The organism is Paraburkholderia nemoris (genome assembly GCF_905221015.1).
Taxonomy (GTDB): domain Bacteria; phylum Pseudomonadota; class Gammaproteobacteria; order Burkholderiales; family Burkholderiaceae; genus Paraburkholderia; species Paraburkholderia nemoris.
Genome location: NZ_CAJNBO010000002.1, coordinates 25,048 through 51,955, shown reverse-complemented (window position 1 = coordinate 51,955; position 26,908 = coordinate 25,048). Strand labels below are relative to the sequence as shown.

General features: G+C 60.4%; 21 protein-coding genes. 5 read left to right on the top strand and 16 right to left on the bottom strand.

The window, feature by feature from the left end:
* Positions 1-185 precede the first annotated feature (185 nt).
* The 3 genes from KHO33_RS02965 to KHO33_RS02955 all read right to left on the bottom strand — a co-directional run bounded on the left by KHO33_RS02965 (position 186) and on the right by KHO33_RS02955 (position 3,925).
* Positions 186-749, bottom strand: coding sequence for a hypothetical protein (locus KHO33_RS02965; protein WP_234475122.1), 564 nt, complete (start codon positions 747-749; stop codon positions 186-188).
* A gap of 162 nt (positions 750-911) precedes the next feature.
* Positions 912-1,427, bottom strand: a complete 516-nt coding sequence (locus KHO33_RS02960; RefSeq protein WP_200561213.1) for a hypothetical protein — start codon at positions 1,425-1,427, stop codon at positions 912-914.
* On the bottom strand, positions 1,424-3,925 hold the full coding sequence (locus tag KHO33_RS02955; RefSeq protein ID WP_234480341.1) for a DUF6531 domain-containing protein: 2,502 nt from the start codon (positions 3,923-3,925) through the stop codon (positions 1,424-1,426). Before KHO33_RS02955 ends, KHO33_RS02960 begins: the two co-directional genes overlap by 4 nt.
* Before the next feature lie 301 nt (positions 3,926-4,226).
* On the opposite strand from KHO33_RS02955, the gene KHO33_RS02950 reads away from it, so the two are divergent.
* Positions 4,227-5,813 (top strand): Na+/H+ antiporter, encoded by a 1,587-nt coding sequence (locus KHO33_RS02950; protein ID WP_200561211.1) that lies wholly within the window; start codon positions 4,227-4,229, stop codon positions 5,811-5,813.
* 54 nt (positions 5,814-5,867) lie between these two features.
* Here the strand turns inward: KHO33_RS02950 and KHO33_RS02945 are convergent, their stop codons facing one another.
* Positions 5,868-6,209: a hypothetical protein gene (locus KHO33_RS02945; protein WP_054034728.1), complete on the bottom strand. Its 342-nt coding sequence runs from the start codon at positions 6,207-6,209 to the stop codon at positions 5,868-5,870.
* 218 nt (positions 6,210-6,427) lie between these two features.
* Positions 6,428-7,066, bottom strand: a complete 639-nt coding sequence (locus KHO33_RS02940; RefSeq protein ID WP_093634363.1) for an HD domain-containing protein — start codon at positions 7,064-7,066, stop codon at positions 6,428-6,430.
* Between the two features lie 253 nt (positions 7,067-7,319).
* Here KHO33_RS02940 and KHO33_RS02935 point away from each other — a divergent pair, with 253 nt between their 5' ends.
* The 4 genes from KHO33_RS02935 to KHO33_RS02920 all read left to right on the top strand — a co-directional run bounded on the left by KHO33_RS02935 (position 7,320) and on the right by KHO33_RS02920 (position 12,210).
* A complete protein-coding gene (locus KHO33_RS02935; protein ID WP_200561642.1) occupies positions 7,320-8,282 on the top strand; it encodes a GlxA family transcriptional regulator in 963 nt (320 codons plus the stop codon).
* Positions 8,283-8,431: 149 nt separating this feature from the next.
* Complete coding sequence (locus tag KHO33_RS02930; protein ID WP_200561209.1) at positions 8,432-9,190, top strand: SDR family oxidoreductase; 759 nt, start codon at positions 8,432-8,434, stop codon at positions 9,188-9,190.
* A gap of 359 nt (positions 9,191-9,549) precedes the next feature.
* A complete protein-coding gene (locus KHO33_RS02925) occupies positions 9,550-11,277 on the top strand; it encodes an IlvD/Edd family dehydratase (protein ID WP_200561207.1) in 1,728 nt (575 codons plus the stop codon).
* A 9-nt stretch (positions 11,278-11,286) separates the two neighbouring features.
* Positions 11,287-12,210: a dihydrodipicolinate synthase family protein gene (locus KHO33_RS02920; protein WP_234475120.1), complete on the top strand. Its 924-nt coding sequence runs from the start codon at positions 11,287-11,289 to the stop codon at positions 12,208-12,210.
* 69 nt (positions 12,211-12,279) lie between these two features.
* Here KHO33_RS02920 and KHO33_RS02915 read toward each other — a convergent pair whose 3' ends face one another.
* The 11 genes from KHO33_RS02915 to KHO33_RS02865 all read right to left on the bottom strand — a co-directional run bounded on the left by KHO33_RS02915 (position 12,280) and on the right by KHO33_RS02865 (position 26,901).
* Positions 12,280-13,026, bottom strand: coding sequence for a winged helix-turn-helix domain-containing protein (locus KHO33_RS02915; RefSeq protein WP_200561205.1), 747 nt, complete (start codon positions 13,024-13,026; stop codon positions 12,280-12,282).
* A 656-nt stretch (positions 13,027-13,682) separates the two neighbouring features.
* Complete coding sequence (locus tag KHO33_RS02910) at positions 13,683-14,849, bottom strand: porin (RefSeq protein WP_200561203.1); 1,167 nt, start codon at positions 14,847-14,849, stop codon at positions 13,683-13,685.
* A 147-nt stretch (positions 14,850-14,996) separates the two neighbouring features.
* On the bottom strand, positions 14,997-15,845 hold the full coding sequence (locus KHO33_RS02905; protein WP_200561201.1) for a class II glutamine amidotransferase: 849 nt from the start codon (positions 15,843-15,845) through the stop codon (positions 14,997-14,999).
* Positions 15,846-15,963: 118 nt separating this feature from the next.
* Positions 15,964-16,329, bottom strand: coding sequence for a response regulator (locus tag KHO33_RS02900; RefSeq protein WP_028196001.1), 366 nt, complete (start codon positions 16,327-16,329; stop codon positions 15,964-15,966).
* Between the two features lie 21 nt (positions 16,330-16,350).
* Positions 16,351-17,322, bottom strand: a complete 972-nt coding sequence (locus tag KHO33_RS02895; protein WP_200561199.1) for a chemotaxis protein CheX — start codon at positions 17,320-17,322, stop codon at positions 16,351-16,353.
* A 51-nt stretch (positions 17,323-17,373) separates the two neighbouring features.
* Complete coding sequence (locus KHO33_RS02890) at positions 17,374-17,913, bottom strand: hypothetical protein (protein ID WP_054034723.1); 540 nt, start codon at positions 17,911-17,913, stop codon at positions 17,374-17,376.
* Positions 17,910-18,644, bottom strand: coding sequence for a methyl-accepting chemotaxis protein (locus KHO33_RS02885; RefSeq protein ID WP_054034722.1), 735 nt, complete (start codon positions 18,642-18,644; stop codon positions 17,910-17,912). Before KHO33_RS02885 ends, KHO33_RS02890 begins: the two co-directional genes overlap by 4 nt.
* A 55-nt stretch (positions 18,645-18,699) precedes the next feature.
* Positions 18,700-21,090, bottom strand: coding sequence for a HAMP domain-containing protein (locus KHO33_RS02880; protein WP_200561198.1), 2,391 nt, complete (start codon positions 21,088-21,090; stop codon positions 18,700-18,702).
* Between the two features lie 293 nt (positions 21,091-21,383).
* Positions 21,384-22,079: a DNA alkylation repair protein gene (locus KHO33_RS02875; RefSeq protein ID WP_200561196.1), complete on the bottom strand. Its 696-nt coding sequence runs from the start codon at positions 22,077-22,079 to the stop codon at positions 21,384-21,386.
* Positions 22,080-22,237: 158 nt separating this feature from the next.
* A complete protein-coding gene (locus tag KHO33_RS02870) occupies positions 22,238-23,698 on the bottom strand; it encodes an efflux transporter outer membrane subunit (RefSeq protein WP_054034719.1) in 1,461 nt (486 codons plus the stop codon).
* A complete protein-coding gene (locus KHO33_RS02865) occupies positions 23,698-26,901 on the bottom strand; it encodes an efflux RND transporter permease subunit (RefSeq protein ID WP_200561194.1) in 3,204 nt (1,067 codons plus the stop codon). The genes KHO33_RS02870 and KHO33_RS02865 overlap by 1 nt, the downstream gene beginning before the upstream one ends.
* Positions 26,902-26,908 lie beyond the last annotated feature (7 nt).

Below are 26,908 nucleotides of genomic sequence, written 5' to 3'. Positions count from 1 at the left end.
TTTTGACTGTGGCGCATGCTGACCCAGCCGGAGCAAAGCCAGCGACGGCAAGGAATCTACGTGCTGGCACCGGCATCGCAACTTGTTACCAGACCGAGCGGCTTGTACCCCCTTGCGCCCGGTGATTAGACGCAAGGGAAAAGAGCGTGGCGCCGGCCGAACGTTAAAAGTAACCTGAACCAGGTTCAGGTCGATCGGAAGCCTTGGTCCGGATTCTCGTAGAACGCGAAAGACTCCCTCGCGAACGTCATCACGTCAGGCGGACCTGTCAGGACACCAGTACCCCCATTCCATGCCCGATCTGCAAACATGAACCATTCGCCCGAAATCGGCAAGACAACATACTGCTCCGAATAGAAGCCAATCGCGTCGGCCGGACTGTCTCCGGGGTCCATCATCAGTATTTCAAAAAAGTCATCGTCGTTGTGGTGCGCCTTAACGATGAATCCCGGATACTTACCAAAATGGAAATGAAAGTAGCTAAACGGATCGGGATTCAGAACGATTACAGCGAATTCACCTGTTCCCTTAAAGTTCGCGATGTCTCGAACAAGGTCACGGAAAACCTGCGTGCCAATGTTTGAAGAATCAAAGTGAAGCAAATCCGAGACGTGAGTCACTGCCAGTGTCTGCGCGCACGCACACGCACGCTGCCAAAGGGACAAGAACGTTTCGCGGTCCTGGATGAAATCAATGTTACTCATCGCATAGCTAGCCGGATCTTGAGGTTGGCTGACTTGAGCCAGCATGGGGATATACCGGAGTAAGCCGGCACTAACTCAACTGCGCTGATTGCGACCCGTGGCTCGCTCGCACGGTCCACATACTGCAATACGCGCTTGTCGGATGTACGGAAATGGCGCGATCCCTCGCGCCTCTCCGTATCAAGTGGAAGCCCGCTTCAGCTTGATTTAACCCGCAATATTGAAGCCTTCCCCAGGATCAAGAAAAAATGGATAGAACTTGCGGGCAAACGAAATAATATCCGGAGGACCCGACAATACGCCCATTTCCCATTTTCTGTCTGCGTACACAAACCAATCGCCCGGGATCGGCAAGACTGCATATCGTTCTGAGTTCGCCCAAAGACAGTCCGCTGGGCTGTCCCCCGGATCCTTTTGCCAAGACTCAAAGAAGTCGTCGTCGGTGTGTTCAGCACGATGCACAAAACCAGGGTACTTGCCGAAATGAAAATGAAAATAACTAAACGGGTCCGGCTTCAGAACTAGCGAGGCAAAGTCCGTTGTACCCTTGAACGCAAGCATCGCTTGAATGAGATCGAAGAATTTTTGAGTCGATATATCGACGGAATCAAAATAAAGCAGGTCCGTAGACGGAATGTTGGCCAGTGTTTTCGTACTTGCGTTCGCGCGCTCCCAAAGTGGTAAGAAAGTCGCTGAATCACTAATGAAGTCAATGTCGTTCATTTTGGGAGCCGTATCTTTATTGTGCCGCGCGGTGAACCGGCGGGTACATACTCGGCGGTAGGGTATCCAGCGTTTGAATCTTCTCTGACGGTGTAACGCGCGCCGTCCTTTGAAAAGATATCTGCTTTGCCATCCTTACTAAGAGATTGCACATAGCCACTCTCTATGAGATTTGCCTCAAACTCCGCTTTGCCAACGTCGGTTCGGACGTTGCGAATACTACCTCCCGTTGTGATATCAGTGTATTCCGATGTGATCCGCCCCGGCGGAATCCCATCAACCTCCGTCTCCGCGGCGGGTTTGCACATCTCCTTGATGCGCTCCCAGTTTTCAGCAGCCTTCCTTGCGCCCTGGCCGATGCCATATCTGATTGCCGGGTTCTGCAGCAGCCGGTAGACCATCGCGATACCGCGCACAGTACCGTCAATCAGTCCCGCCGAGAAATGGCATCCGCTACATACGGTCGACGTACCCAGGAAGTTATCGCCCAGCAACCGACGCGCGCCCTGGAGATTGGCCGGCGGCCCTACCGGAGAATCGCCGTAGTTATAGTTATCGATCCACTGGTTGATTTCATCGCTGCTGATCGGAATATCCGTGCCGTCGTTCAGATCAAGAACGCTGCCCTCCTTTGCAACCGTACCCGTGCGCGACACGACCTGGCCGTCTGGTGAATAGCCGAACCTGACCTTGAACACGCGGCGGATACCGCCGTTTGCAGGACTCGCGTTTTCATTGAATTTGAATACGTCAATGCGTGCGCGCCGGTCGTATCGAAGATAAAAGTCGCCAGTCGGGTTATAGCCATACAGAACGCGGTGGGCCGCATCACGCGAGATCATCTCCGTAGCTTCTGGAAGCTCACCTGGCACGATGATCGCAAAGGCGTTGCCCGTTGCGTCGCGCGTGACTTTCCACTGTCCGGCGACCTTTCCGTCCGCCATCTGCTGAACGAACGCGAGCCGGTTAAATACGTCATAAGTTATCCCGTACGTCATCGCCACACCGTCCGCCCTCCGTGCGTCGAAGGCGCTGGCGCCGGTCGGGTCGGTAGTCGGTATCTCGCTAACCCCGGTCGTATTACCGTTTGCGTCGTATACGAAGGATTGCATCAGCTTCGGTGACGCAATCATCGACGGACGCAGACTTGTTGCGTCGGCATAACGGATCGTGGATATCGACGTACCAGACGCACTTTTCACTGTCGCCCGAACTGGCCGTCCAATGTCGTCGTAGCTGTACTCAGTAGTACCGCCGCTTGCGTCCGCGTCTTTCAGAAGGTTGCCCGACGCGTCCCATGTCGAACTGCTATTGCCCGCAACGGAGGTGGTCCCCGTAGGCCGTAGCAGTCCACCAATCGACGACATGCTCAGCGTGGTCGCACCTTTGCGGCTGCTGATGACCGTCGAGCCGGTGTTGTAGGCGAACTGCGCGTTTTGTGCAGCATTAGGATGCGTGACCGCCACCGCACGACCCTGCGTGTCGTAGCTCCACGTCGCAACGCGGTTGCCGGCCTCATCGATTTCACCCGTCAGCGCGTTCTTGAAGCGGGTGTCGTCGTAGACATAGCGGTGCGTATAGCCATCAGGCCAGGTAACCAAAACAAGATTGCCATTCGCGTCATACCCGTACTGCGTCATGCGACCCAAAGGGTCATTCAGGCGTGAGAGACGGTTCCTGTCGTCATAATCGAGGCGAAGTGTGATGTCGTTTTTTGCATCCGTGCCTGCTGCATGCTGTGTGATCGTGGTCAGCAGCCCTGAGCCGCCGTAGGTCAGCGTTCGGACAAATCCCGTCTTCAGGCTCTCCGAAAGCAGCACGCCCTGGGCCGAATACGATTCGACGGTATCGGTCTTGAGATCGGTCAGCGTCCATCCGGAGCCGTGCTGCGCGAGCGCCAGACCGGTAAAACCCGCCGTGCGCCAGGTGCCCGCTGACCAGATGAATGTGACAGGTTCACCGTTCTCGCGATACGCCAGCACTTTGGACGAGCTACCGCTGTTGGCGCTCGCGAGCCCCAGGTTGCGTTGCCAGCTGTGGAACCAGACCGGTCCCATCGCCGTGGCGTGATTACCTAGTGACTTGGACCGGTAGGTCCGCGTGAACTGCATCGGAATGTCGTCGCCGCTGACAAAGTCCGCTTCAGTCAAGGTGACAGCGCCATTGCCCGGGTACACCGGGTCAGCAACGGGACAGCTCGCTTCTGGTTCTTCCGTAGTGGGTGTTGCACACCATGCGTCGATAAGCGGAAAACTTAGGCAGTTGTAGTACTGCATGCCGCCTGGTACGCCGGCGTACGCATCCCACCGGCAGGTGGGCGATCCCGGTTTTGCACCGGCTGCTGTCCACACCGCGTTGCAATCAGCCGCGTTGGCGCCAAACGCGAACATAAGCAACATGAATGCGGCCATCAGGCGGGTTGCCATGCTTGCTGGATTACCAGCAATTTTTTTACTTTTCATAGTCTTCCTTATTAGTTGTACTTGGTTGAAGCCCAAGCACCCTATAAGGAGCATTCCACCTCCACTATCCGACAATTCCTAAAATTACGATCTCACTGCATATTCACAAATATGCATTCATTGGAGTTCACAACAGTTCGTAGGACACCACGCAAGCGCCTGTCAGTCATCGACACTTGCCACCGGCGATAACAGGAATAGCGGTGACGCAGGGGAACCTGCGCACAGTCAACTCAAGTACTTGATGCGATAGGTGTATCGTCCGTCTGCTCGACCGCAGGCAACGACCGTACTCTGTGATAAAAAGTAATCCCCAGCCACCCGCCGAGGCTCCCGCATGTCCTCCGTCATGGGCTTCAAACTCGTCCTGCTGTCGCTCGGCGCGATGATCGGTCTCCAACTGCTCGCCAAGCGGCTGCGACTCCCTCCGGCCGCGGCACTTCTGGTCGGCGGCGCCGCGATGGCCTTCGTGCCCGGACTCCCTCGCATCAACCTCGATCCCGAACTGGTCCTGGTCGTGTTCCTGCCGCCGCTCCTTATGGACGGCGCGTACTTCTCCGTATGGGACGAATTCAAGCGCAATTTCGGCGGCATCCTGCTGCTAGCGATCGGCGCTGTCGCCTTCACGACCCTCGCGGTCGGCATGGTCGTGCATTGGGTCGTGCCGTCTTTACCGTGGAGCGCGTGCTTCGCGCTGGGCGCGATCGTCTCACCGCCTGACGCCATCGCCGCGAAGGCCGTACTGGAACGCGTCGCGCTGCCGCGCCGGTTGATGGTGCTCCTCGAAGGCGAAAGCCTGCTCAACGACGCCGCCGGCATCGTGCTGTTCCGCTTCGCCGTCGCGGCCGCGCTGACCGGCACGTTCAACGCTCAACACGCGGTCGAGCGGTTTGCGGTGCTCGGCCTGGGTGGCGTGGCGGTGGGCATCGCGATCGGCTTCGTGGTCGTCAGGCTGCTGCGCTACCTCGACGACGTCTACCTCATCATCACTGCATCCGCACTCTCCCCGTGGCTCAGCTACATCGCCGGCGACATGCTGGACGTCTCAGGCGTCATCGCGACCGTCAGTTGCGGGATGGTGCTCGGCTGGCATCAGCATGAAGTTTTCTCTGCCTCGGTGCGCATGCGCGGCACGGCTTTCTGGCAAGTCCTGATCTTCCTGATGGAAGCGCTCGTGTTCCTTCTGATCGGGCTGTCGCTACGCGGCGTGATCGTGCGGCTGGGCGGCGTCGGAGATGCGTTGACCGCGTTCGCACCCGCTGTCGGCGCAGTGATCGCAGCCGTCGTGCTGTCGCGCTTCGTATGGGTGTTTGCCGTCGAATGGTTGAAGGGACTCGTGTGCAAGGTGACGCGGCGCGCAACCATTGCGCTCGACTGGCGCTCGTCGACGGTGACGAGTTGGGCCGGCATGCGTGGCGTGGTGACGCTGGCGATCGCGCTCTCGTTACCCGAGGCCATGCCGGGGCGCGATCTGATTCTGGTCGCCTCGTTCGCGGTGATTCTCGTGACCGTGCTCGGACAAGGGACCACGATTGGCGCGCTGATTCGCTGGGTCAAACTGGATCGCGTGAAGGAGCACAACGAGCAGCATTTGACCGAGCCTCAGGCGTGGGCGAGGCTCGAAGCGGCACAACTCGCCGCGATCCAACCGCTTGTGCACGACGCCGACGGAAAAGTAATTCATCCACGCCTACTGGAGCAATACAGCTATCGGGCGCAGATGACGGACACCTACCAGCACGTGACGGAATATCCCGCCGACGTTCGCGTCGCGCATTACGACGTTGTGCTCGCCGCCGTGGCGGCCGGTCGCATCGAGTTGTTGCGGATGCATCGGTCGGGCATGATTCACGATGAACTGCTAACCGAACTGGAGCGGGATCTCGATTTGCAGGAGATTGCCGCGTTGCATGGCAGGGGATGACCGGGCCGCGCCTGACGTGAGTCCACACGCGAACCGGTCGAACCGCAGTGAGCGTCAATGGCCTTTGAAAATGTCCAGCAGTTGATTTTGCATCTGCATCATCTCGTGCGCGTGCTTCATCTCCATCTGCGCCATCGTGTCCTGAAACTCCATGTCCATCTGCATCATTTTTTGCTGGATGCCGATGGCCTGAGCGCGCTGTTCAGGGCTCAGCTTGTCCATCATCATGCTGTACTCGGGTGGCATCAGATAGGTGCCGGCGCGTCCTATTCCCTGTGCTTGCACAGAACCCGCTACAAGCGCGAGCGGCAGCAATCCGCACATCAGTGCGGCTCGGATCGATTTCATTTCATCTCCAGTCTTACGTGAGCAGCCCGGCTTCAAGGAGGGCTGCATAAGCGACACTCAAGTGCTCAGACTGGCTTGCCGCGGTCGATCCGTTGCACATACCGGGTCTGAGGATGCAACACCCTCGGCTGACCGCTGCACACGATCGACCGGGTGTTTCATTGGCTTAGTCGCGAACGCTGACTGGAAATGACATGCTGGACGAAAATTGCACCGATAATATTTCTTCTGCGCGGCTGTCATTTTCGCCGCGGCACGCCGACTAATTAATCCTTCCAGGACGACCCCAAAATCATCGTGCAGAAATTCTCGCGATGGTAATGCGGGTCCTTCAGTGCCAGCACGTCCGCCTTCACGTTACCGAAGGTCGTCTCCGGCTTGTGGATCGTGCCATGCGCGAATGCGTCGATGATGCCTTCCTTGAAATGCGCGCCGCGCGGGTGGGCGTGGATCACTTCATGGCGCTGGTGTTCGGTGAATTCGTCATAGGCGAGACCCAGCACGTCCATCTCCACACCTGCGGTCACCAGCGCGACCACCGGCTTCATATATTGCGGAATCCCAGGCGTGGTGTGCAGCGCTATCGAGTTCCACACCTGCTCGATATCGTCTTCGCCGATGCCGTGGCGCTGCAGAAAATCACGTGCCGCGTTCGCGCCGTCCACCTCGAAGCGATCATGCTCGCTGCTATACGGCGCGACGAGCCCCATGTCATGAAACATCGCGCCGATGTACAACAGCTCGGGGTCATACTTGAGTTGCTTGCGCGCGCCGGCCAGCGAGCCGAACAGGAACACGCGCCGCGAATGGTGGTAAAGCAACTCGGTTTCGGTGTCGCGCACGAGCTGCGTGGCTTCGCGCGCCATCATGCTGTCGGGAATCTGGATGCCTGCGATCGTGGTCATGTGAAGTGCTCCATGAAAGACTTGAGTGAACCTGACGCGCGGTCTTTGTGACTCGACAGCGCGTTTGGTATGCTGGTCCGCGATGCTTTTTCTGGCTGCTTATTTGACCCGTCGAGCAGCGCGTCCAATGAAGCTCAGTATTGGTCAGCAGGCCGTCGCGGGCAATCGTCGCGGACCGTTGAACACTGCCAAACGCACCGCGTTGACTGCCGCGGGCCGCGGATTCCTATCCATCGTCAAAGGAGAGCATTCGATGCCTACCGTCGCGATCGCGATCTTTCCAGGCGTGCAGGCGCTCGACGTCGCCGGTCCGGTCGATGTGTTCTCCGAAGCCAATCGCTTCATCGCGCCGCAGGATCGCTACGAGGTCACGCTGCTAAGCGCGGAGCCGGGTCCGCTGCGTGCGTCCAACGGCATGACGCTCGTCGCCGATGCCACGTTCGACCAGGCACGCCGGCCGTTTGGCCTTGCGCTGGTTGCAGGCGGCCCCGCATTGCCCGACGGCGCCGCGCCCGACACACGTTTGCTGGGTTGGTTGTCGCGAGTCGCCACACAATGCGAGCGTTTCGGCTCGATCTGCACCGGCGCGTTCGCGCTCGGCCATGCGGGGCTGCTCGACGCGCGCAAAGTCACGACGCACTGGCAGCACGCCGCACAACTCGCCGAGCAGTTTCCGCGGGCCCATGTCGATTTCGACCGGATCTATCTGCGCGACGGCAACCTGGTCACGTCGGCGGGCGTCACGGCGGGCATCGATCTATCGCTAGCGTTGGTCGCCGAACATCATGGTCCGCATACGGCGCTCGCCGTCGCCAAACGGCTGGTGGTGTTTGCACAGCGACAAGGAGGTCAATCGCAGTTCAGCCCGTACCTGACCGCACCGGCGGACGACACCTCACCGGTTGCCAAAGTGCAGGCACACGTCATGGAGCGAATTCGCGAGAGCTTTACGGTCGCACAACTGGCGGACGTCGCCGGAATGAGCGCACGGAATTTCGCCCGTGTGTTCGTGCAGGAGACCAGGGTGACGCCGCATGAATTCGTCGAACGTGCTCGCGTGGATGCGGCGCGCAAGTTGCTCGAAAGCAGCGATGCCGTGCTCAAGGCGATTGCGTATGACTGCGGTTTCGGCACCGCAGACCGGATGCGCATTGTCTTTACGAAACGAATCGGCGTCACGCCGATGCAATATCGCGAGCGCTTTCGCTCCGCCTGAGGGAAGCAGGATGACGGCGGCATGGGCACCATTCAGGAGAGCCGTTAGCGCGCCGCCGGCATGCAGCCTGAAGACCAGCACCGCTGCAAGCATCAGACATAGCGTGAGAAAATGACGGCCTTCTCAAGCGAACGATCACAAGGAACGACATGTCTCCCTCTTCTCCGATCCGTGCGATCGTTACCGGCCACACTCGCGGCCTCGGTGCATCTCTTGCCGAACAACTGCTGACGCGCGGCGTCGCGGTACTGGGTTTGTCCCGCTCGCGTCACGCCAGGCTCAAAGAGCGTTTCCCGGCACTGCTCGACGAAATCGAGCTCGAGCTTGCGGACCCCACGTGCGTCGCGCAGTGGATCGCAACCGATGCACTGCGCGGCTTCGTCAGCGGCGCACAGAGCGTACTGTTGATCAACAACGCAGGCATGGTTCAGCCAATCGGTCCGATCGAAGGCCAGAACGCCGCCGACATCGCGACCGCCGTGAGTCTGAACGTGGCCACGCCGCTGATGCTGGCGAGCGCACTCGCCGCGGCCAGCGTCGACGCGACCGACCGCCGCATCATGCATATTTCCAGCGGCGCGGCGCGCAATGCGTATCCCGGCTGGAGCATCTACTGCGCGACCAAGGCCGCGCTCGATCATCATGCACGCGCCGTTGCACTCGACGCGAATCGCGCACTGCGTATCTGCAGCCTGGCGCCGGGCGTGATCGATACGAATATGCAAGCTGAAATTCGCGGCAGCGGCGAGGAACAGTTTCCGATGCGCGAAAAATTCGAAGACCTCAAGCGCAACGGTCAGCTTTCGACGCCCGAACAATGCGCCACCCAGTTGCTCGATTACGCCTTCAGCGATGCATTCGGCCAAACACCGGTGGCCGACATTCGCGAGGTCGCGAAGCAGGCCTGATACGCGAGCTTCGTGCTCCCGTAAAACCTCACCTTTCGGCTGATCTTCCGGCTGAGAAGCCGATACTCACACGCCGGGCGCAACCATCGCGCCACGCTCGGCGCTTCTCCACCAATCCACCTGACTGACCGTACACGACGCTGCCCAATTCAATGGCGTGACTACATTAGTTAGCAAAGCTAATCTAGAGATAAGTAAATTTCTGCATAGTGGGACAGCGGAAAAGTAAGTTGACGAAGCGCCGCACCGCCCATAGAGTTACCCGATAACCACGCTCGGTTCGAACGGCATCCGGCCGTTCGAAGAACCTGAATACGCGGAGGCTCTGTCGATTCCGCGAGTGCGTGAAGGAGACGACCATGAGCACCTCACCCAAAAAGCCACTGCGCAGCCAGGCCTGGTTCGGCAAAGCCGACAAAGACGGCTTCATTCATCGCTCGTGGATGAAGAATCAGGGCCTACCGCATCATCTGTTCGATGGCCGGCCCGTCATCGGCATCTGCAATACGTGGTCTGAATTGACGCCTTGCAATGCGCATTTCCGCGAACTCGCCGAATACGTCAAGAAAGGCGTCTACGAAGCAGGCGGCTTCCCGCTCGAATTTCCGGTCATGTCGCTGGGTGAATCGAATTTGCGGCCTACGGCGATGCTGTTTCGCAACCTCGCGTCCATGGATGTCGAAGAGTCGATTCGCGGCAATCCGATCGACGGCGTCATCCTGCTATGCGGCTGCGACAAAACCACGCCCGCGCTGCTGATGGGCGCGGCGTCGTGCAACCTTCCCGCACTGGCGGTCTCGGGCGGCCCCATGCTGAACGGCCGTTACCGGGGCGAGACCATCGGTTCGGGTACCGGCGTCTGGCAAATGTCAGAGCAAGTGCGAGCGGGCAAGATGGAGATGGCAGAGTTCATCGAGGCGGAAAGCTGTATGAACCGCTCGCGCGGGCACTGCATGACCATGGGCACGGCGTCGACCATGGCCTCGATGGTCGAAGCACTCGGAATGGGTTTGCCGCACAACGCCGCGATTCCCGCCGTCGACGCGCGCCGTCAGGTACTGGCTCATATGGCGGGACGCCGCATCGTCGAGATGGTCCGTGAGGACCTCACAATGAGCAAGATTCTCACGCGCGAAGCGTTCGAAAACGCGATCCGCACGAATGCGGCGATCGGTGGCTCGACCAACGCCGTGGTGCATCTATTGGCGATAGCGGGACGTATCGGGGTTGACCTGAAGCTGGAAGACTGGGAACGTGGTTCGGATGTGCCGTGCCTCGTGAATCTGCAACCCTCCGGCGAATTCCTGATGGAAGATTTCTATTATGCCGGCGGCTTGCCCGCCGTCCTGCGCGAACTCGGCGAGGCGCAACTGTTGCATCGCGACGCGTTGACGGTAAACGGCCGCAGCATCTGGGAGAACGTGAGTCGCGCAGAATGCTTCGACCGCAAGGTAATCTTTCCGGTCGCAGAGCCGTTTAAGCCGAAGGCCGGCATTGCCGTGCTCAAAGGCAATCTTGCAGTGGATGGCGCGGTCATCAAGCCATCGGCGGCCACGCCCGAACTCTTGCAGCATCGCGGCCGCGCCGTGGTGTTTGAAAACGTCGAGGACCTGCACGCACGCATCAACGACGAGAGCCTCGACATCGACGCCAGCTGCGTGATGGTGCTCAAAGGCGCGGGCCCGAAGGGCTATCCCGGCTTCGCCGAGGTAGGCAACATGCCGCTCCCCACCAAGGTTCTGAAGCAGGGCATTACCGACATGGTGCGCATTTCGGACGGCCGGATGAGCGGCACTGCCTACGGCGCAGTCGTGTTGCACGTAGCGCCCGAAGCGGCCGCGGGTGGCACTCTGGCGCTCGTTTGCGATGGCGACATGATCGAACTCGACGTTGCCGGGCGACGCCTGCATCTGGATATCGACGATGCGGAGCTCGAGCGCCGCCGAGCGGAGTGGAAGGCGCCGGAACCGCCCGCACGCGGCTGGTACAAGCTGTATGTCGAGACGGTCCAGCAGGCCAATCTGGGAGCCGACCTGGCATTCCTCGTCGGTTCCAGCGGTGCGGCAGTGCCGCGCGACTCGCATTGAGCGGACGTCATGAACCAAGCTTCCGTTCATTCGAGCAGCATCGCCGGAATCTATCCGATCCTTTACGCATTCTTCGATCGAGACAACCATCTGGACCGCGACGCGATGCGCCGACAGATGGAAGCCGTCGTGCGCGCCCAGGCTCCTGGTGTGGCCGTGCTCGGACTCGCCACCGAAGTCAACAAGCTCTCCCGAATCGAGCGCGAACAGATCATTCAGTGGGCAATCGAAGACAGCGGCGGCACGCTGCCGCTCGCAGTCACGGTAAGCGGCAGTTCAGTTGAGGCCCAGCGCGATCTGGCTGGCTACGCGATTGCACAAGGCGCAAGTTGGCTGATCCTGCAGCCGCCTGCGCTGGCCGCCGGCGCGCCGCCGCAACCCGAGGCGTTCTATTTCAACTTCTTCGCCGACGTGATGAACGGACTCGGCGTGCCGGTCGGCATTCAGAATGCGCCCGAATATCTCGGCGTCGGCTTGTCGGCCGAAAGCCTAGAACGTCTCGCCGCACAGTGCCCGAACTTCCGCCTGCTCAAGGGTGAAGGTCCGTCGATCGTGCTGGCGGAAACGGTGGCGCGCGTCGGCCATCTGATGCCCGTGCTCAACGGGCGTGGCGGCATGGAGTTGCTCGACAATCTGCGTGCCGGATGCGCGGGCATGATCGTGGCGCCCGATTGTTTCGACTGGCAGCAGCGAATCTACCGGGCGTTCGTCGGTGGCGACGTTGCACAAGCCGAAGCGCTGTACGGCCAGGTACTGCCGGCGATTGTCTTCGTCATGCAGTCGTTGGATACGCTGATCTGTTACGGCAAACGAATCGCTGCGTGGCGGATGGGTTTCGACGTCGAGCATGATCGCGATGTAAAGCTGCTGCCCACTCGTTTCGGTCTCGAAGCGGCGCGGCGGTTCGCCGAGATGCTCGGACCATTGCCCTAATTCACTCGTGCGCAATCTGAATTTCTCGATTGCGGCAATCATGCCCGCCTGCGGCGGAGAAGCCGAACCTCACACGCCGGGCGCAACCATCGCGTCGCGCTCGGCCGCTCCAATCTCGCCGTGCGGCACGAACACATAGCCGCGTCCCCACACCGTCTGCACATAGCGCGGTTCGGAAGGATCGATCTCGATCAGACGCCGCAGCCGCCAGATCGATACATCGAGACTCCGCCCTTGATGCAGCACGCTATTGCCGCGTAGTTTCTCGTTGAGTTGCACGCGCGTGAGCACGGTCATCGCGTGATTGACGAAGATTTTCAGCAATGCGAACTCGGAGCTGCGCAGCGCGAAATGCTCGTTGTCACGGCGCAATTCGCGTGCGGAGAAGTTCAGCTCGCAACGTCCGAAGCGGTACGGCGGTCGCGTTTCCGGCGCGCCTGGCGCGAGCGCGCCACGCCGGCGCAGCAGCACGCGGATACGGGCGAGCAGTTCAGCAGGGTCGGCGGGCTTGCTCATGAAATCGTCGGCGCCGAGCTCGAGACCGATCACGCGATCGATCGCCTTGCTGCTCGCCGACAGCAAAATCACCGGCACGTCGTTGCCGCTCATGCGCAAATCGCGCAGTACGGCAAGGCCGTCGCCGTGCGGCGCTGAGACGTCGAGCACCAGCAACGCCGGCCGCTCCGTCTCGACCACGTGTTTCAGTCCGCCGCAATGCGGACGTGCGGACACGCCGCAGCCTTGCCCGCGTAAAGATTCGCCCACTACTGCCGTTAAACCGGCATCGGCGCCAACAAAGAGAATGTGCTGACTCATCCAACTGATTCCAGGAGACGATCGGTTTTCAGAGACAGGCGATGGATTGCGGGAATAGCAAATCCGCTGACCGCTTGTCGTCCGCGTCGCCATCTTCCCTGTATGCCGCTATTCTCAAAACGCGGAACAGCCCCCAAGGTTGGCAATTTCTTCCCAACTCTTTCAACACCGAACGTGATATGGGAAAGCTCGTGAAGTCACGTGCGACGCACGCGCCGGCTCCCGAAAAATCTCACCTTTGGTACGGAACGAGTGGGGTTGGGCGCGAAGTGCGCATCGGAGCGCTCCCGAAAACGCTCACCTTTCGAGCTTAGGGGCAGGCCGCAAAGGCATGCTGGGCGGGCCGCCGATGGTTCCGAACCGGCTACTCCCGCAAACTCTCACCTTTGGGAGGGATCGAGTAGGGGCCGGGTAATCTGCATACCCAGGTAAGAGGCGGTGTGTGTCAGGCGCTCGCGTTCCGCACTGGTAGCGGATCTGCTTGGCAAATGCTTGCGCGAGTCTCGGCGGAATTGTCGGAAGGTGAGTAGGAGTGATGCGGTGCGGCTCACGTGTGCGCTGACGCATCACGCTCCCGAATATTCTCACCTTTGAGCTTTATGAAGACATTCAAGACGCCGGCCGCCATCAAGCAGCCGGCTCATTCAACCAGGCAATCAGAACTTGTGGCGGATGCCGACGATCGCCAATTCCTGGCTGTTCGTCCCTGAATTCACGCCGTAACTGCCGATCGAGGCTTGCGCGCTCACCACCTTGCCGCTCGCGTTCAACGTGTTGCCGCTCGCCTTCTGGTAGCCCGCCAGTGCATACAGTTCGGTGCGCTTCGACAGCGCATAATCCGCACCGAGGTTGACCTGGTTGTAATGCGCCGAGCTCGGGCCCGTCAACGAAGTGTAGTTATAGCCAACGCCCGTGCGCAAGGCCGGAGTGATCTGATAGTTGAAGAACACCGAGCCGTTGTTGAACTTGGCGGTGCTGCTGAAAGCGGAGAACGTGTCGTTCGCGTACTGCGTGTTCGAGTAAGCTGCACCGACCGTTGCCGCGCCGATCACATACTGTCCACCCACCCGCACGATCTGAATCGACTTAGCGCTCGCAAAGCCCGCGTTGATGACTGTGTTGAACAGCGAATCGGAACTGCTGGTCCACGTACGCACATTCGCCGTGGTGGTGTTGCCGCCATTCGCGTAGAAATAGCCTGCGCCAAGCGAAAGCGGTCCATTCGCATAGGCCGCACCGAAGCTATACGTCTGGCCGCTGCCGGTCGCACCCGCAACACCGCCCACGCCGTACAGCGCCTCGACCTGGAAGCCGGCAAACAACGGGCTCACGTACTTGACCGAGTTGCTTACACGCAGACTGTTGTCGTAGTTGTCGAGGTCGCCGGGCGTGGCAAACACGCCGCCGAAGTAGTTGTCTTCCGTGAGGCCTTGAACCAGATCGACCACCGGGTCGTATTGACGTCCGAGGGTAACCGTTCCCCACGTGCCGCTCGACAAGCCGACCACCGCCTTGCGGCCGAATTCACGGCTACCCTGTCCAAGCGCGCCCGTACCGATGTTGAAACCATTCTCGAGCTGGAACACAGCGGCGAGGCCACCGCCCAGGTCTTCGGTGCCTTTGAGGCCCCAACGGCTGCCAGACAGATTGCCGCTGCTGAATTTCACGAGCGTCGACTGATTCTGACCGCTCGCGTTTTGTGCGTTGTGAACATAGGCAATACCGGCATCGACGATGCCGTACAGCGTGACACTGCTCTGTGCCTGAGCGCCGGCAACAAACAAAAGACCTGCCGGCAATGCGAGGAGAGAAAGACGTTTCATTTTTGGAGTTCCCGTATCAATGTTGTATTTGTTTAAATCTGGCGAAACGATACGAGAGGAATTTGTGTCGGCAAACTAACGAATTCTTCGATGAATATGAAAGTGCCGGTAGCGTGGGCGCTTCTAAGGCCACGCGTTGGCGTGATGTCACGCCGGGATGGCGGACAGTTCGGAAGGTGCGTATTTCGCGGTCGCGAGGACTTCGGCGGGAACGGGGACATGCGCGCGCCGCAACAGTGCGCCGCTGCGGAACATCAACAGATCGCCGGGCTGGCAGATGGTCCAGACTTCATCGGTGAGCGGTGTGGTGGCGATCACTGCCGTGCGATCTGCCGGCGTGCCACGCTCGGCGAAATCGACTGAAAGATCGCCATCGACGAGACGCGCGCTCGAAAACGGCCAGTGACGTATCACGTACGACAGACGCGTCGAGCAATACGCGAACTGCGCCGTGCCGTTCGAAAGCACGAAGTTGAAAATGCCATACGGGTTCAGTGCGTGCGTCGCCTGCTCGATAACGTCGAATACCGCGTCGATGTCATCGGTGTCTGCATGATTGGCGAAATGCGCGTAGAGGCGATTCATGATGAAGCAGAACGCCGCTTCGCTGTCGGTCGTGCCGACCGGTGCATACGGACCTTGCTCCGGTTCACCGAGCGGCTGCAGGTCGCCGTTATGCGCGAACACCCATTGCTGGCCGCGCAACTCGCGCATGAACGGATGGCAGTTCTCCACGCGCGCGCCGCCTTGAGTCGCCTTGCGAATATGCGCGACGACGTTGCGCGACTTGATCGGATGGCTCTTCAGAAACTCAGCCACCGGCGACTGATACGCGGGCTTCTCATCCACGAACACGCGGCACGCGCGGTCCTCGTAGAACGCCACGCCCCAGCCGTCGACGTGATGGTCGGTGAGGCCGCCGCGCGCCGCAAAGCCCGTCAGCGAAAAACTGACGTCGGTGGGTTCGGCGCAGCTGAGGGCGAGCAGTTGGCACATGCTCGCAGACTAGCGTGTTTCAAGCGCCGCCGTTATAGCGAATCATGCTTTGCAAATCACCGGCGCGCAGGCTCCCGAAAACCCTCACCTTTGGCCGGCCCGCCGCGGCATGCGGCGTCTAGCTCGCCAGCTTGCGGAACGTTTCCAGCACCGCGTCGCCCTTGAACGGCTTGACGATCCAGCCTTTCACGCCCGCCGCCTTGCCGCGCTCTTTCATCGCCGGGCTGCTTTCGGTGGTCAGCATGATGACGTTGACGGTCGTGTTTGCGAGTTCGCCGCGAATCTTTTCGACCATCGTCAGGCCATCCATATTCGGCATGTTGACGTCGCTGATCACCAGCTTGATGCCCGGGCTGGCCTTCAGTTTCGCGAGGCCGTCCTTGCCGTCCACTGCAGTATCGACATCCAGACCGTTCTTCTTCAGAAAGCCGGCCACTTCGTCGCGCACCGTGCTCGAATCATCTACCACCAGAATTTTCGACATGTTTGTTTCCTATGACAACATTCAGAACAGATCCAGTTCGCCCGCTTCGACCATCGCGCCGACGTCGTCCGTGACTTCCTTGAAGTCCTCCGGCGACCAGCTCAGGCTGAACACAAAACGTTGATGCAGCTTGACCGAGCGGCCCGTCTGCGGGTCCGTCAGCGAGTACGTGAAACACAGCTGCGGGTTGCCGCTGCCGAACGAGATGTACTTGTGCTTGTGATTCACCAGCAGCGGCACCTGCACCTGGCTGCGCAGCCAGGCGTCCGCATCGCCGACATAGCGATTCTTGAACGACCCCCAGATCAGATTGGTCACTTCACCGAGCACGCCATTCAGATCGCGGAAGTTTGCTTCGCCGTCTTCCGCGTGCTCGCTCATCCGATAACGATCGATCAGTTCGAGAATCGGCGCCTCTTCCGCCTGCATCATCATGTAACCGCGGCACCACGCGCTTTCCAGCGGAATCAGGCTGAACACCTCGCCGAAGATGATCCGGTCGCGCACGATATAAGGCGTGTCGCACGTGATGCTCAGGTCCTTGAACACGTCGCCGAGAATCGCCTGCGTCATGTCGGCGATGCCGCGCACCAGCGCGTTCGGATAGTCCAGGCTGAAGATGTATTCGTCGATCACTTTGCGCAAGGGCGCCATATCGTGTGCGACGTAGGCCGCGCAGACCACACGGCGCAAACTCTCCGGCAGACTCTCGACGCTCGAATCGTTATCCCGCCGGATGATGATCGGCAACTCGGGGCGCACCGCGTTGATCCTGATTGCGATCTCGGCGCTCGCTTCGGCTGAGCCACCGTAGCCTTCAGCAAACAGAACCGCGCCCAGATCGATGTTCGAGCGCAGCACCGACTGCAAGCGGTTCTTGCCGACCTTCACGCCAACCAGATTGTGCTCGTCGCAAAAGCGCTTCAGCGCCTCTTTGTGCACGGGACAATCGTCGAGCACCAGCACCTTGCTGACCGGCTTGTTCATGTTCATTTCGCGTTCCTGCTCGCTGCGGATATCGACGTCATGGTCAACACCAAACTCTCAAAACAACTCCAGCTCACCGCTGGATTCTTCGATTGCGCTCGTGTCGGCCACGAAGTCGATCGGCGCATGGGCGCAGACGCATACCGTCGCGGCAAGCTGCACGGAACCGTTAAGCGTGACCGAATACGACGACAGCAAACCCGGCTTCAAGGCCGGCAGATGCCCCAGACAACGCGCGCTCAAGACATAAGGCGTCGACATGCCGAGGTCCGGGAAATAGCGCAGCAGTTCCTGATTCATCGCGCCGCAACACAGATTGCAGATTTCCAGAAAGGCTTCCTGAAACGGCCGCTCGTCGCCTTCTTTCAGGTAGTAGCCGCGGGTGCTGTCGTTTTCGTCGAAATGCAGGATCAGCAGCAGTCTGAACACGATCGACGAGATGGTCAGCACGACCACCTGAGTGTCCTTCGTTGCGCCCGCGCTGGCCTCGGCGAGCGGCGTGATCTCACACGTATCGCCGGAATCCTGCGGCAAACGCGCCTGTGCCGCCTTGCGGAAAATGCGTTCGAAGCTGTCCTTCGCCTGGCTCGTGATCACGCCGGCACCTGGTGCAGCTTCGAGTGGAACTGATTGGCGAGCGATTCGACGCTGGAGAGCGACGCCGCGATCATCTTGCCGCCCGCCTGGATGTCCTGAAACGTGGAGGTAGTGGTCAGATCGTTGCGGTGCAGGCTGTCGCGATAGCTTTTCGACAATTCCTCAGAACGCGCAGCGAGCGCGCGAACTTCGCTCGCCACTACGGCGAAGCCGCGTCCGGCCGGGCCCGCGCGCGCGGCCTCGATCGACGCATTCAGCGACACGATCACCACATGCCGGACGATCGACGACAGCTCCTGATTCTTCGCGTGCATGTCGTGGTTCTGCGTCATCAGCGAAATCATCTGCTCGTGCCAACGCTCGAATGTCGCGCCGAGGCTCTTCAGACGCGCGGCCTCGGCGGCGATCTGTCGGGCTTGATGCGCCCACTGGTCTTTGTCGTCAGTCGCTGCTTTCAACGTTGCACGCAGTTCGTCGACGCTGGCCGATTGCTGCCTCAACTCCTCGCGCAACTTTGCGGCCAGGGCTTCCATCTCCTGCGCGGCTTGTTCGCGTTCGCGAATCGCTTCGCCGTGGTCCGCCTGTTCCGCCGATAACGCCTTGAGCCGTGCATCTGCTTCGTCACGCAACCGTGCCGTCAGCCTCGCGCTTTGCAACTTGTGCACGACAAAAGCCAGCAGCGCGGTCACCGCGCTGCCTGCCATCGCCGCCAATACGTACTGTTGAATCACAACCTATCCTTCCGAAGTCCGTCGCGAAGCGCGTCAATCCGCGTTCTGCCAACGTTCAATCCGCCATTGCGTCGAGTTGCAGTTCACCCGCATCGCCGCGCGCTGCCACACCCAGCGTGTCGACGGCAAAGCTATCCGGCAGGCAGACGATCGTCTGGAACTGACGGAACGAAGCGCCCTTGTGGTCATCGGTAAAGCGCAGTTCGATGCGGCCGCTCTCGCGCTTGAGGAAGTCGCGCACCGCGTCCATACCGACGCCACGGCCCGATACTTCCGTCACCGTTGCGGCGGTCGAGAAACCTGGCCGGAAAATGAATTCGGCGATGGCTTCGTCGCTCAGGTGTTCGTCGCTGCCGATCCAGCCGCGCTCGACGGCAATGCCGCGAATCCGTTCGAGTGCGAGGCCGCGGCCGTCGTCGCTGAGCGTGATCTGCAGCGCGCCGTTGTCCACGCCCACTTCGATATCGATGGTGCCGGCCGGCGTCTTGCCGTGTGCGCTGCGCGCCTCAGCGGTTTCGATGCCGTGGTCCATCGAATTGCGCAGCAGATGCATGAACACGTTGTTCAGGGTGCCGCCCGCCTGGCCACGCAGACGGTAGCCGTTGTCGTCGATGCGTACGGCCGGCGCCGGCTTGCCCAGTTCCTGCGCCAACGAAGGTAGCGAATCCAGCACACCGGAGAGCGCGTCCCTCACGCTTTCGCTACCCAACGCGCGCAAGGTCTGGCGCAGCGCGTCGCGCATCGACTGCAATTCGTGGAGTTCGCCGGCGTTCGTCTTGTCCAGCATGCTCAAGGTCTGCTGAATCTGCTCCTTCTCGACCATCACATAGCGACCCGCATTGCCGGCGTTATTCGCTCCGGCCTTGCTCTTGCGGCCGAGGCTATGTTCGTTGATCTTCGCGTAGCTCTCGATCGCCTCGCGCACGCGCGTCAGCTCCTGCATCAGGTGTTCCTGATCCCACGAGCGGTCCGCATCCGGTTGGCGCAGTTCGTGATAGCTCTGCTCGGTTTCATGAACGACGTTGGTCAGATGCGCCAGGTTATAGGTCCGCGCATTGCCCTTGATGGTGTGCATGTTGCGGAACAGTTCGGCGATCGCTGCATGGTCCGCTTCTGAGTGCTTGCGGATGATGCGCTCGTTCTCGCTGACGAAACCGGCGGAGCTTTCAATGAAGTGATGGAACTTCTCTTCGCTCACCGCGAGAATCTCACCGATCATGTCGAGACGGCGGCGCTGTTCGCTGGCTTCCGCGGCGAGCTTGCGCAGTTCGGTAACGTCGCGCACGCACAGCATCAAACGCCCGATAACGTCGTTTTCGTCGGTGATTGCCGACCAGCTGAGGTCGAGAATCTTCACGCGACCATCGGGCATGCGCTTCGAAATTTCACCGACCAGCAGATGCTGATTGAACGCGAAATTGATGCAGTCCTCGCCGAGGCAGGCATGCGTAGCCGCATCGACTTGCGAGAGCACGTCTGAGCCGAGATCGGTATCCGAGAACACCAGATCCATCAGACCACGCCCGGCGATGTCTTTCGTTTCGAAGATGTCTTCCAGATACGCAGAGTACTCAGAGTGGATCACGGCGCCGTCGACCACCGTCAAGATACCTTGCTGCATGTTCTGCAACATCGCCTGGATGTCGGCGGTTTTCTGCTTGAGTTGCGCCGAGCTTTCCTGAATCTTTTCGATCATGCCGTTGAAGGCGACGATCGAATGACCGATCTCATCCAGTCGACCCACCGGCACGCGACGCGTGAAATCCTGGCTCGACGCGATCTCGCTCATCATGGCCTGCATGCGGCTGAGCGGACGGGTGATCTGACGGTAGAGCAGCGTACCGATGAAAGTCAGCAGAATGATCGCGATACCGGTAACGATGGCGATGGCCGTCGTGGTGGTGGCAAGCGTGGCGTTCAGTGCGGTGATCGCATCGTCTTTCTGGCGGTTCTTCTCAACACGCAGGGTTTCGACAATGCCTTCGAGTTCGTCGCGATACTGGGCAACGTTGGCGAACAGATACGCTTGCGCGAGTTCGTTCTTGCCGTCGGCCTTCATCTTCGCCGTCTCGGCGATTGCGGAGAAGTAGTTCTCGAGGCTGTCGTTGGCCTGGGAGACAAGGCCTTGCTGGGCATGGCTCGCGGCATCTTTGCCTTGCAGCGCGAGAGCCTGTTGCAACGAGGCCTTTTTCTTCTTCAGTTCGTCTTGTGCCTGAGCGACCATGTTGGCGTCCGGCGCGTAGACCAAGGTCATGGTCGCGAGCTGTACGTCTTTGACTTGGGAGACGAGGTCGGCGGAAGCCAGCGCGCTGGGGACAACTCCCTCGGTCACCTTGCGCACTTCGCCTGCGCTGCCGCGCGTTTGGTACACGGCGTAGCCACCGATTGCCGACAAGGCGACGAACATCAAGACAACCAATAGCGTGATGCGATGACGGATAGTCATGTGAAACCCCCGGGGGTATGGCCTTCGCGTCCGCCCTCGATCGGGGCAGCGCGTTATTTGCTAATTTGAGTCAAGCTTGCAGCGCTGCCGAGTATTGCTGGCGCATATTACTAAGCGATGACTACAGAGCGTTTGGCCACACCCGAGAGCTTAAATATTCTTCTAAAGTTTTTAGTTTCGACGCCGTAAACGGCTGCTACTTTGCGCTCCGCGGCCTGCGGTTTTTTTACCAACACCCGCGTTGCGTTGACGCGCCTCGCGCACTGAACGGCAAATGTTTCACGCTCAACGTATCAGCGAATCGGCGGCAGATGCTTCGACGCCTCACGCAACGTAAGCGGTGACAGGATGTCTCGCGCGGTCATCAGGAAACCGCCGACTGCGTGAGGCGCATGCCACGCATAGTCCCGCAACGCCCACCCGATTGCCTTGCGAATAAAGAAGTCCGGCTCTGCGGCGAGCGAGCGCGCATAGCCAAACAAACGCGTCTCGTCCGTATCGTCACGCCAGCCGAGTTGATGAATCATCGCGATACGGCGAACCCACAACGATTCATGATCGAGCGCCGCGTCCATGCATGCCTGCGCGTGCGGCGTCTGTCCGCGTGCCGACTTCAGAATGTCGCCGACCACACCCGCCAGCGGATCGATCGAATCCCACCACGCGCTGCGTTGAGCGATCGTTAGCAGATGCTCGATGTCCGCGATCGCCAACGTCTTCCACTTGCGCGCCAGCAGATCAGTAGCCGCGTATTGGTATTCGCGCTGCGGCATCGCCCATAAGACACGCGCGCACGCGAGCAGGTGTTTCGCGTTTTCAACAGGCAGCCGCTTGAAGACCGGCAATATCGCTTTGCGCCGCAGCGGCGTCGGCACCCCGATGAAGTCGAACTGGTCGCGCATGTAGGCGCGCATCGCGACGGCGCGCCCGGCATCCGCGTGCGGAGCCAGCGCTGCCTTGATTTCTTCACCGAAAGCGTCAGGCGTCATTGGGAACGTGCTCCATATGAATGGAAAGTAACGCGCAGATGACTGCGTTTGCGTTTGGCGCAGGCCTCCCGAATCTTCTCACCTTCGAATCGAAAGTGCGTCGACAGGTAGCAACATTATCACCTCACGCGCTCCCGAATGTTCTCACCTTTCGGCTTTCAGCTCCCCTCCCAGCCGCCGCCGAGCACCTTGTACAAGGTCACAAGATTGGCCTGTCGCGACAGACTATCCGATGCCAGTTGCTGCTGTGCGGTGTAGAGCGTGCGTTGCGCGTCGAGGAACGTGAGGAAGCTGTCCGTGCCCGCCTTGTAGCGCGCCTGAGCAAGCGTGTAGTACCGCTGCGCCGACGTCACATAATCGCGATCCGCCTCCACCTGATCGACGTAAGTGGCACGCGCTGTCAGCGCGTTCGAGACTTCTTTGAACGCTGTCTGAATGGCGCTCTCGTAATCGGCGACCTCGATCTGCTTCTCGATCTTGGCGACGTCGAGCGATGCCTTGTTGCTGCCGTAATCGAAGATCGGCACCGACACGCTCGGCGCAAATGCCCAGGCGCCCGTGCCCGCTTTGAACAAACTTGAAAGCGTCGAACTCGATGTGCCAGCCGAAGCCGTCAGCTCGATCTTCGGAAAGAACGCAGCGCGCGCGGCGCCGATGTTCGCGTTCGCCGCCTTCAGCGCATGTTCCGCCTGCACGATGTCGGGACGACGGGTGAGCAACAACGAAGGCACGCCCGCACCGATGTCGGCGAACATCGACTCGTCGTCAAATTCGCGGGCGGGTGGAAGGTCGTCGGGAATCGGCGCGCCGAGCACGGCGACCAGGTTGTTGCGGTCCTGCGCGACGGCGCGCCGGTAAGACGCAAGGCTCGCCTTCGCGCTCGCCAACGAGTTTTGCGCTTGCTGCACGTCGAGCATCGACGAATTGCCCAACTGCTGAATGCGCTTGGTCACGTCGTACGTCGACTGGTCCGCCTTGACCGTGTCTTCGGTGATTTGCAGGAGACGTTCGTCGGACAGGAGCGTCAGGTAGTCGGTCGCTACCGTCGCGATCAGGCTGATCTGCGTACTCTGCCGCGAGGCGTCCGTCGCGAGATAGTTTTCGAGCGCCTGACGCTCGAGGCTGCGCAAGCGTCCGAAGAAGTCGATCTCCCATGACGTGGTGCCCACGCTCACGTCGCTGGAACTGCTCGTCACGCCTGAAGTGCGCTCGCGAGTCAGGCTGCCGCTCGCGCTGATCGACGGTGCGAGCGCGGCACGCGTGATGCGGTATTGCGCTTCGTACTCGGCTACGTTCAACGCGGCGACGCGCAGGTCGCGGTTGTTGTCGAGCGCGATCTGGATCAGCCGTTGCAGACGCTCGTCGCGAAAGAAGCTGCGCCAGGCCACGTCGGCGGCAAGCGGCGGTGCGGTAGTAGTCGTGGCCGGCGTTGCGGCTCCTGAAGCCGTTCCTGAAGCCGCGGTGGAAGCTGCCGCAGCGCTAGTGCTCTCATACGCCTCGCCTTTTGGATAAGCCACCGCGACGGGTGCCGCGGGCCGTTCATAGTGCGGGTCCAGCGTGCACCCCGTCAGCATGGCAACGGCAAACGCCACCATGCATGCGCTCAATTTGAGTCTCATCATTCAACACCTTCCTGTTGCTTGGCATCGCCGTGTTCGCCGAACAGGCGGCGCACGACGACAAAGAACACCGGCACGAAAAAGATGGCGAGCAGCGTCGCGGCGATCATGCCGCCCATCACGCCGGTGCCGATCGCATGCCGGCTCGCCGAGCCGGCGCCTGTGCTGATGACAAGCGGCAATACGCCGAACACGAAAGCGAGCGAGGTCATCAGAATCGGCCGCAGACGCAATCGCGCGGCTTCCAGCGTGGCGTCGATCAGACTGCGGCCCTGCGCCTGCAGATCCTTGGCGAATTCGACGATCAGGATCGCGTTCTTGGTGGAGAGCCCGATGGTCGCGAGCAAGCCGACCTTGAAGTAGATGTCGTCGGACAGTCCGCGAATATGCGCACCCAGTACCGCGCCGAGCACCCCGAGTGGCACAACCAGAATCACCGCGATCGGAATGGACCAGCTCTCGTACAGACCGGCCAGACAGAGAAACACCACGACCAGCGAAATCGCGTACAGGTAGATCGCCTGCGATCCGGCAAGGCGTTCCTGGTACGATTGCCCGGTCCAGTCGATGCCATAGCCGGCGGGCAGCTTCTTCACGAGCGCGTCGACGGCGGCCATCGCCTGGCCCGTGCTGGTGTTCGCACCGGTTTGCGCGGTGATTTCCATCGCCAGCGTGCGGTTGAAGCGTTCGATCTGCGGCGGCCCGAAGGTCCATTTGCCTGTAGCGAACGCGGAGAACGGGACCATCTGGCCGTCGTAGCTTGTGGTGGTCGTACTGCTAGTGCTTGTGGTCGAGCTGCTTGAAGTGCTGGTACTCGTGCTCGAACTGCTCGTCGTGCTGGACTTCACATACCACCGTCCAATATCGGACGGCATCATCCGGTAAGGTGCGTCGGCCTGCACGTAGACCTTCTGGATGCGTCCCGTATCGACGTAGTTATTCACGTAAGTCGAGCCGAACGCGGTCTGCAAGGTGTCGTTGACGTCGGCGATTGAAAGCCCAAGCGCACTCGCCTTCTCGCGATCGATATCCACATGGAACTGCGGCGTATCGTCGAGGCCGCCCGGACGCATGCCGGCTAGCGCGCTGTCCTGCGCGGCAAGCGCGATCAATTGCTGGCGCGCGGCCATCAGCTTGTCGTGGCCCTGCCCGGCGCGATCTTCCAGTTCGAAGTCGAGACCGCTCTGCGTCCCAAGCTCCTGAATGGCCGGCGGATTGAGCGCGAAAATCTGCGCGTCGTGCGAGGCGGCGAAATGCATGTTGGCGCGCTGGATGATCGCCGCCGCCGAACCATCGCTGCCGCGCCGCGTGCTCCAGTCCTTGAGTCTGACGAATGCAAGGCCGTTGTTCTGCCCCGAGCCGTTAAAGCTGAAACCGGTCAGCGCGATGATCTTGTCCACCTGCGGCAGACCGAGGTAATACGCCTCGACTTTTTTCACGACTTCCAGCGTCTGCGCGGCGGGCGTGCCGACAGGCGCGGAAATCGACGTGATGATGATCCCCTGATCCTCGTCCGGCAGATAGGACGACGGCAGCTTCATGAAGAGCAGCGCAACCACGCCCCCAATCAGCACGTAGATCACCATATAGCGCATCGGCTTGCCGATCACACGCGCAACCGTCGAGTCGTAACGATCGGTTCCACGAGTCAGCACACGGTTGAACCAGCCGAGCACGCCGCGCTTCGTGTGGTGCTCGACGTCCGCGCGCCGCAGCATGGTCGCGCACAGCGCCGGTGTCAGCGTCAATGCGAGAAACACGGAAAGCAGCATCGCCGCGACGATCGTGATCGAGAACTGCCGGTAGATCGCGCCCGTGGACCCCGAGAAAAACGCCATCGGAATAAACACGGCAATCAGCACGGTCGTAATGCCGACCAGTGCGCTGGTGATCTGCTTCATCGCCTTACGCGTGGCTTCGACCGGCGATAGGCCCTCTTCCGCGATCAGCCGCTCGACGTTTTCCACGACCACGATCGCGTCGTCCACCAGCAGCCCGATCGCAAGCACGAGCCCGAACATCGACAGCACGTTGATCGAAAAGCCCACTGCCGACATCACAGCAAATGTGCCGAGCAACGCAACGGGCACGACGATGGTCGGGATCAACGTCGCGCGCAGATTTTGCAGGAACACGTACATCACGACGAAGACCAGCATCACCGCTTCGATCAACGTCTTCACCACTTCTTCGATCGAAATGCGCACGAACGGCGTAGTGTCGTACGGATAGTCGACCACCACGTTGTGCGGCAATTGCCCGCTCATTTCGTTCAGCTTCGCGCGGACCGCTTTGGCTACGCTCATCGCGTTCGCGCCGCTCGCGAGTTTGACCGCGAGCGAGGCCGCCGGCTTGCCGTTCAGACGCGAGTCGGTGCTGTAGTCGTCGCCGCCGACCTCGACCCGCGCGACGTCCTTCAGCATGACCTTCGAGCCGTCGCTATTCACGCGCAGCAGAATCGCGCCGAACTGCGCGGGCGTGGTGAGCAGGCTCGATGCCGAGATGGTCGCGTTGAGCGCCTGCGTCTTCGTGGAGGGCGAGCCGCCGATCTGGCCGACCGAGAGTTGCACGTTCTGATTCGTAATCGCGGTGGTGACGTCGCCGGCAGTCAGACCGACGGCCTGCAGCTTCACCGGATCGAGCCAGATGCGCATGGCGTGCTGCGCGCCGAACAGCGTGACGTCGCCGACGCCGTCGATCTGCGTGAGCGGGTCTTCAATCTGCGTTGCGATGATGTTGCCGAGATCGATGGAATTCATGCTGCCGTCAGAGGACGAGAGCGACACGATCATCAGAAACGCGTTGGCTGCCTTTGCCACCTGCACGCCCTGGTCCTGAACCGTCTGCGGCAGCGACGAGCTGGCCTGCTCGACCTTGTTCTGTACCTGCACCTGGGCGATGTCGGCATTGGTGCCCTGCTGGAACGTGAGCGTGATGGTGGCCTGCCCGGCCGAACTGCTGGTGGACGACATGTAGAGCAGATGATCGATGCCGCTTAGTTTCTGCTCGATCACCTGCGTGACGGTGGTCGCCACGGTTTCAGCCGAGGCGCCCGGATACGTCGCTGTGATCTGCACGGAGACGGGCGCCACGCTCGGATACTGCTCGACCGGAAGCGTCCCGATGGAGGCACCGCCGATCATCATGATGACGATGGCGATGACCCACGCGAGGATCGGTCGATTGATAAAGAAACCTGCCATGAGTGTC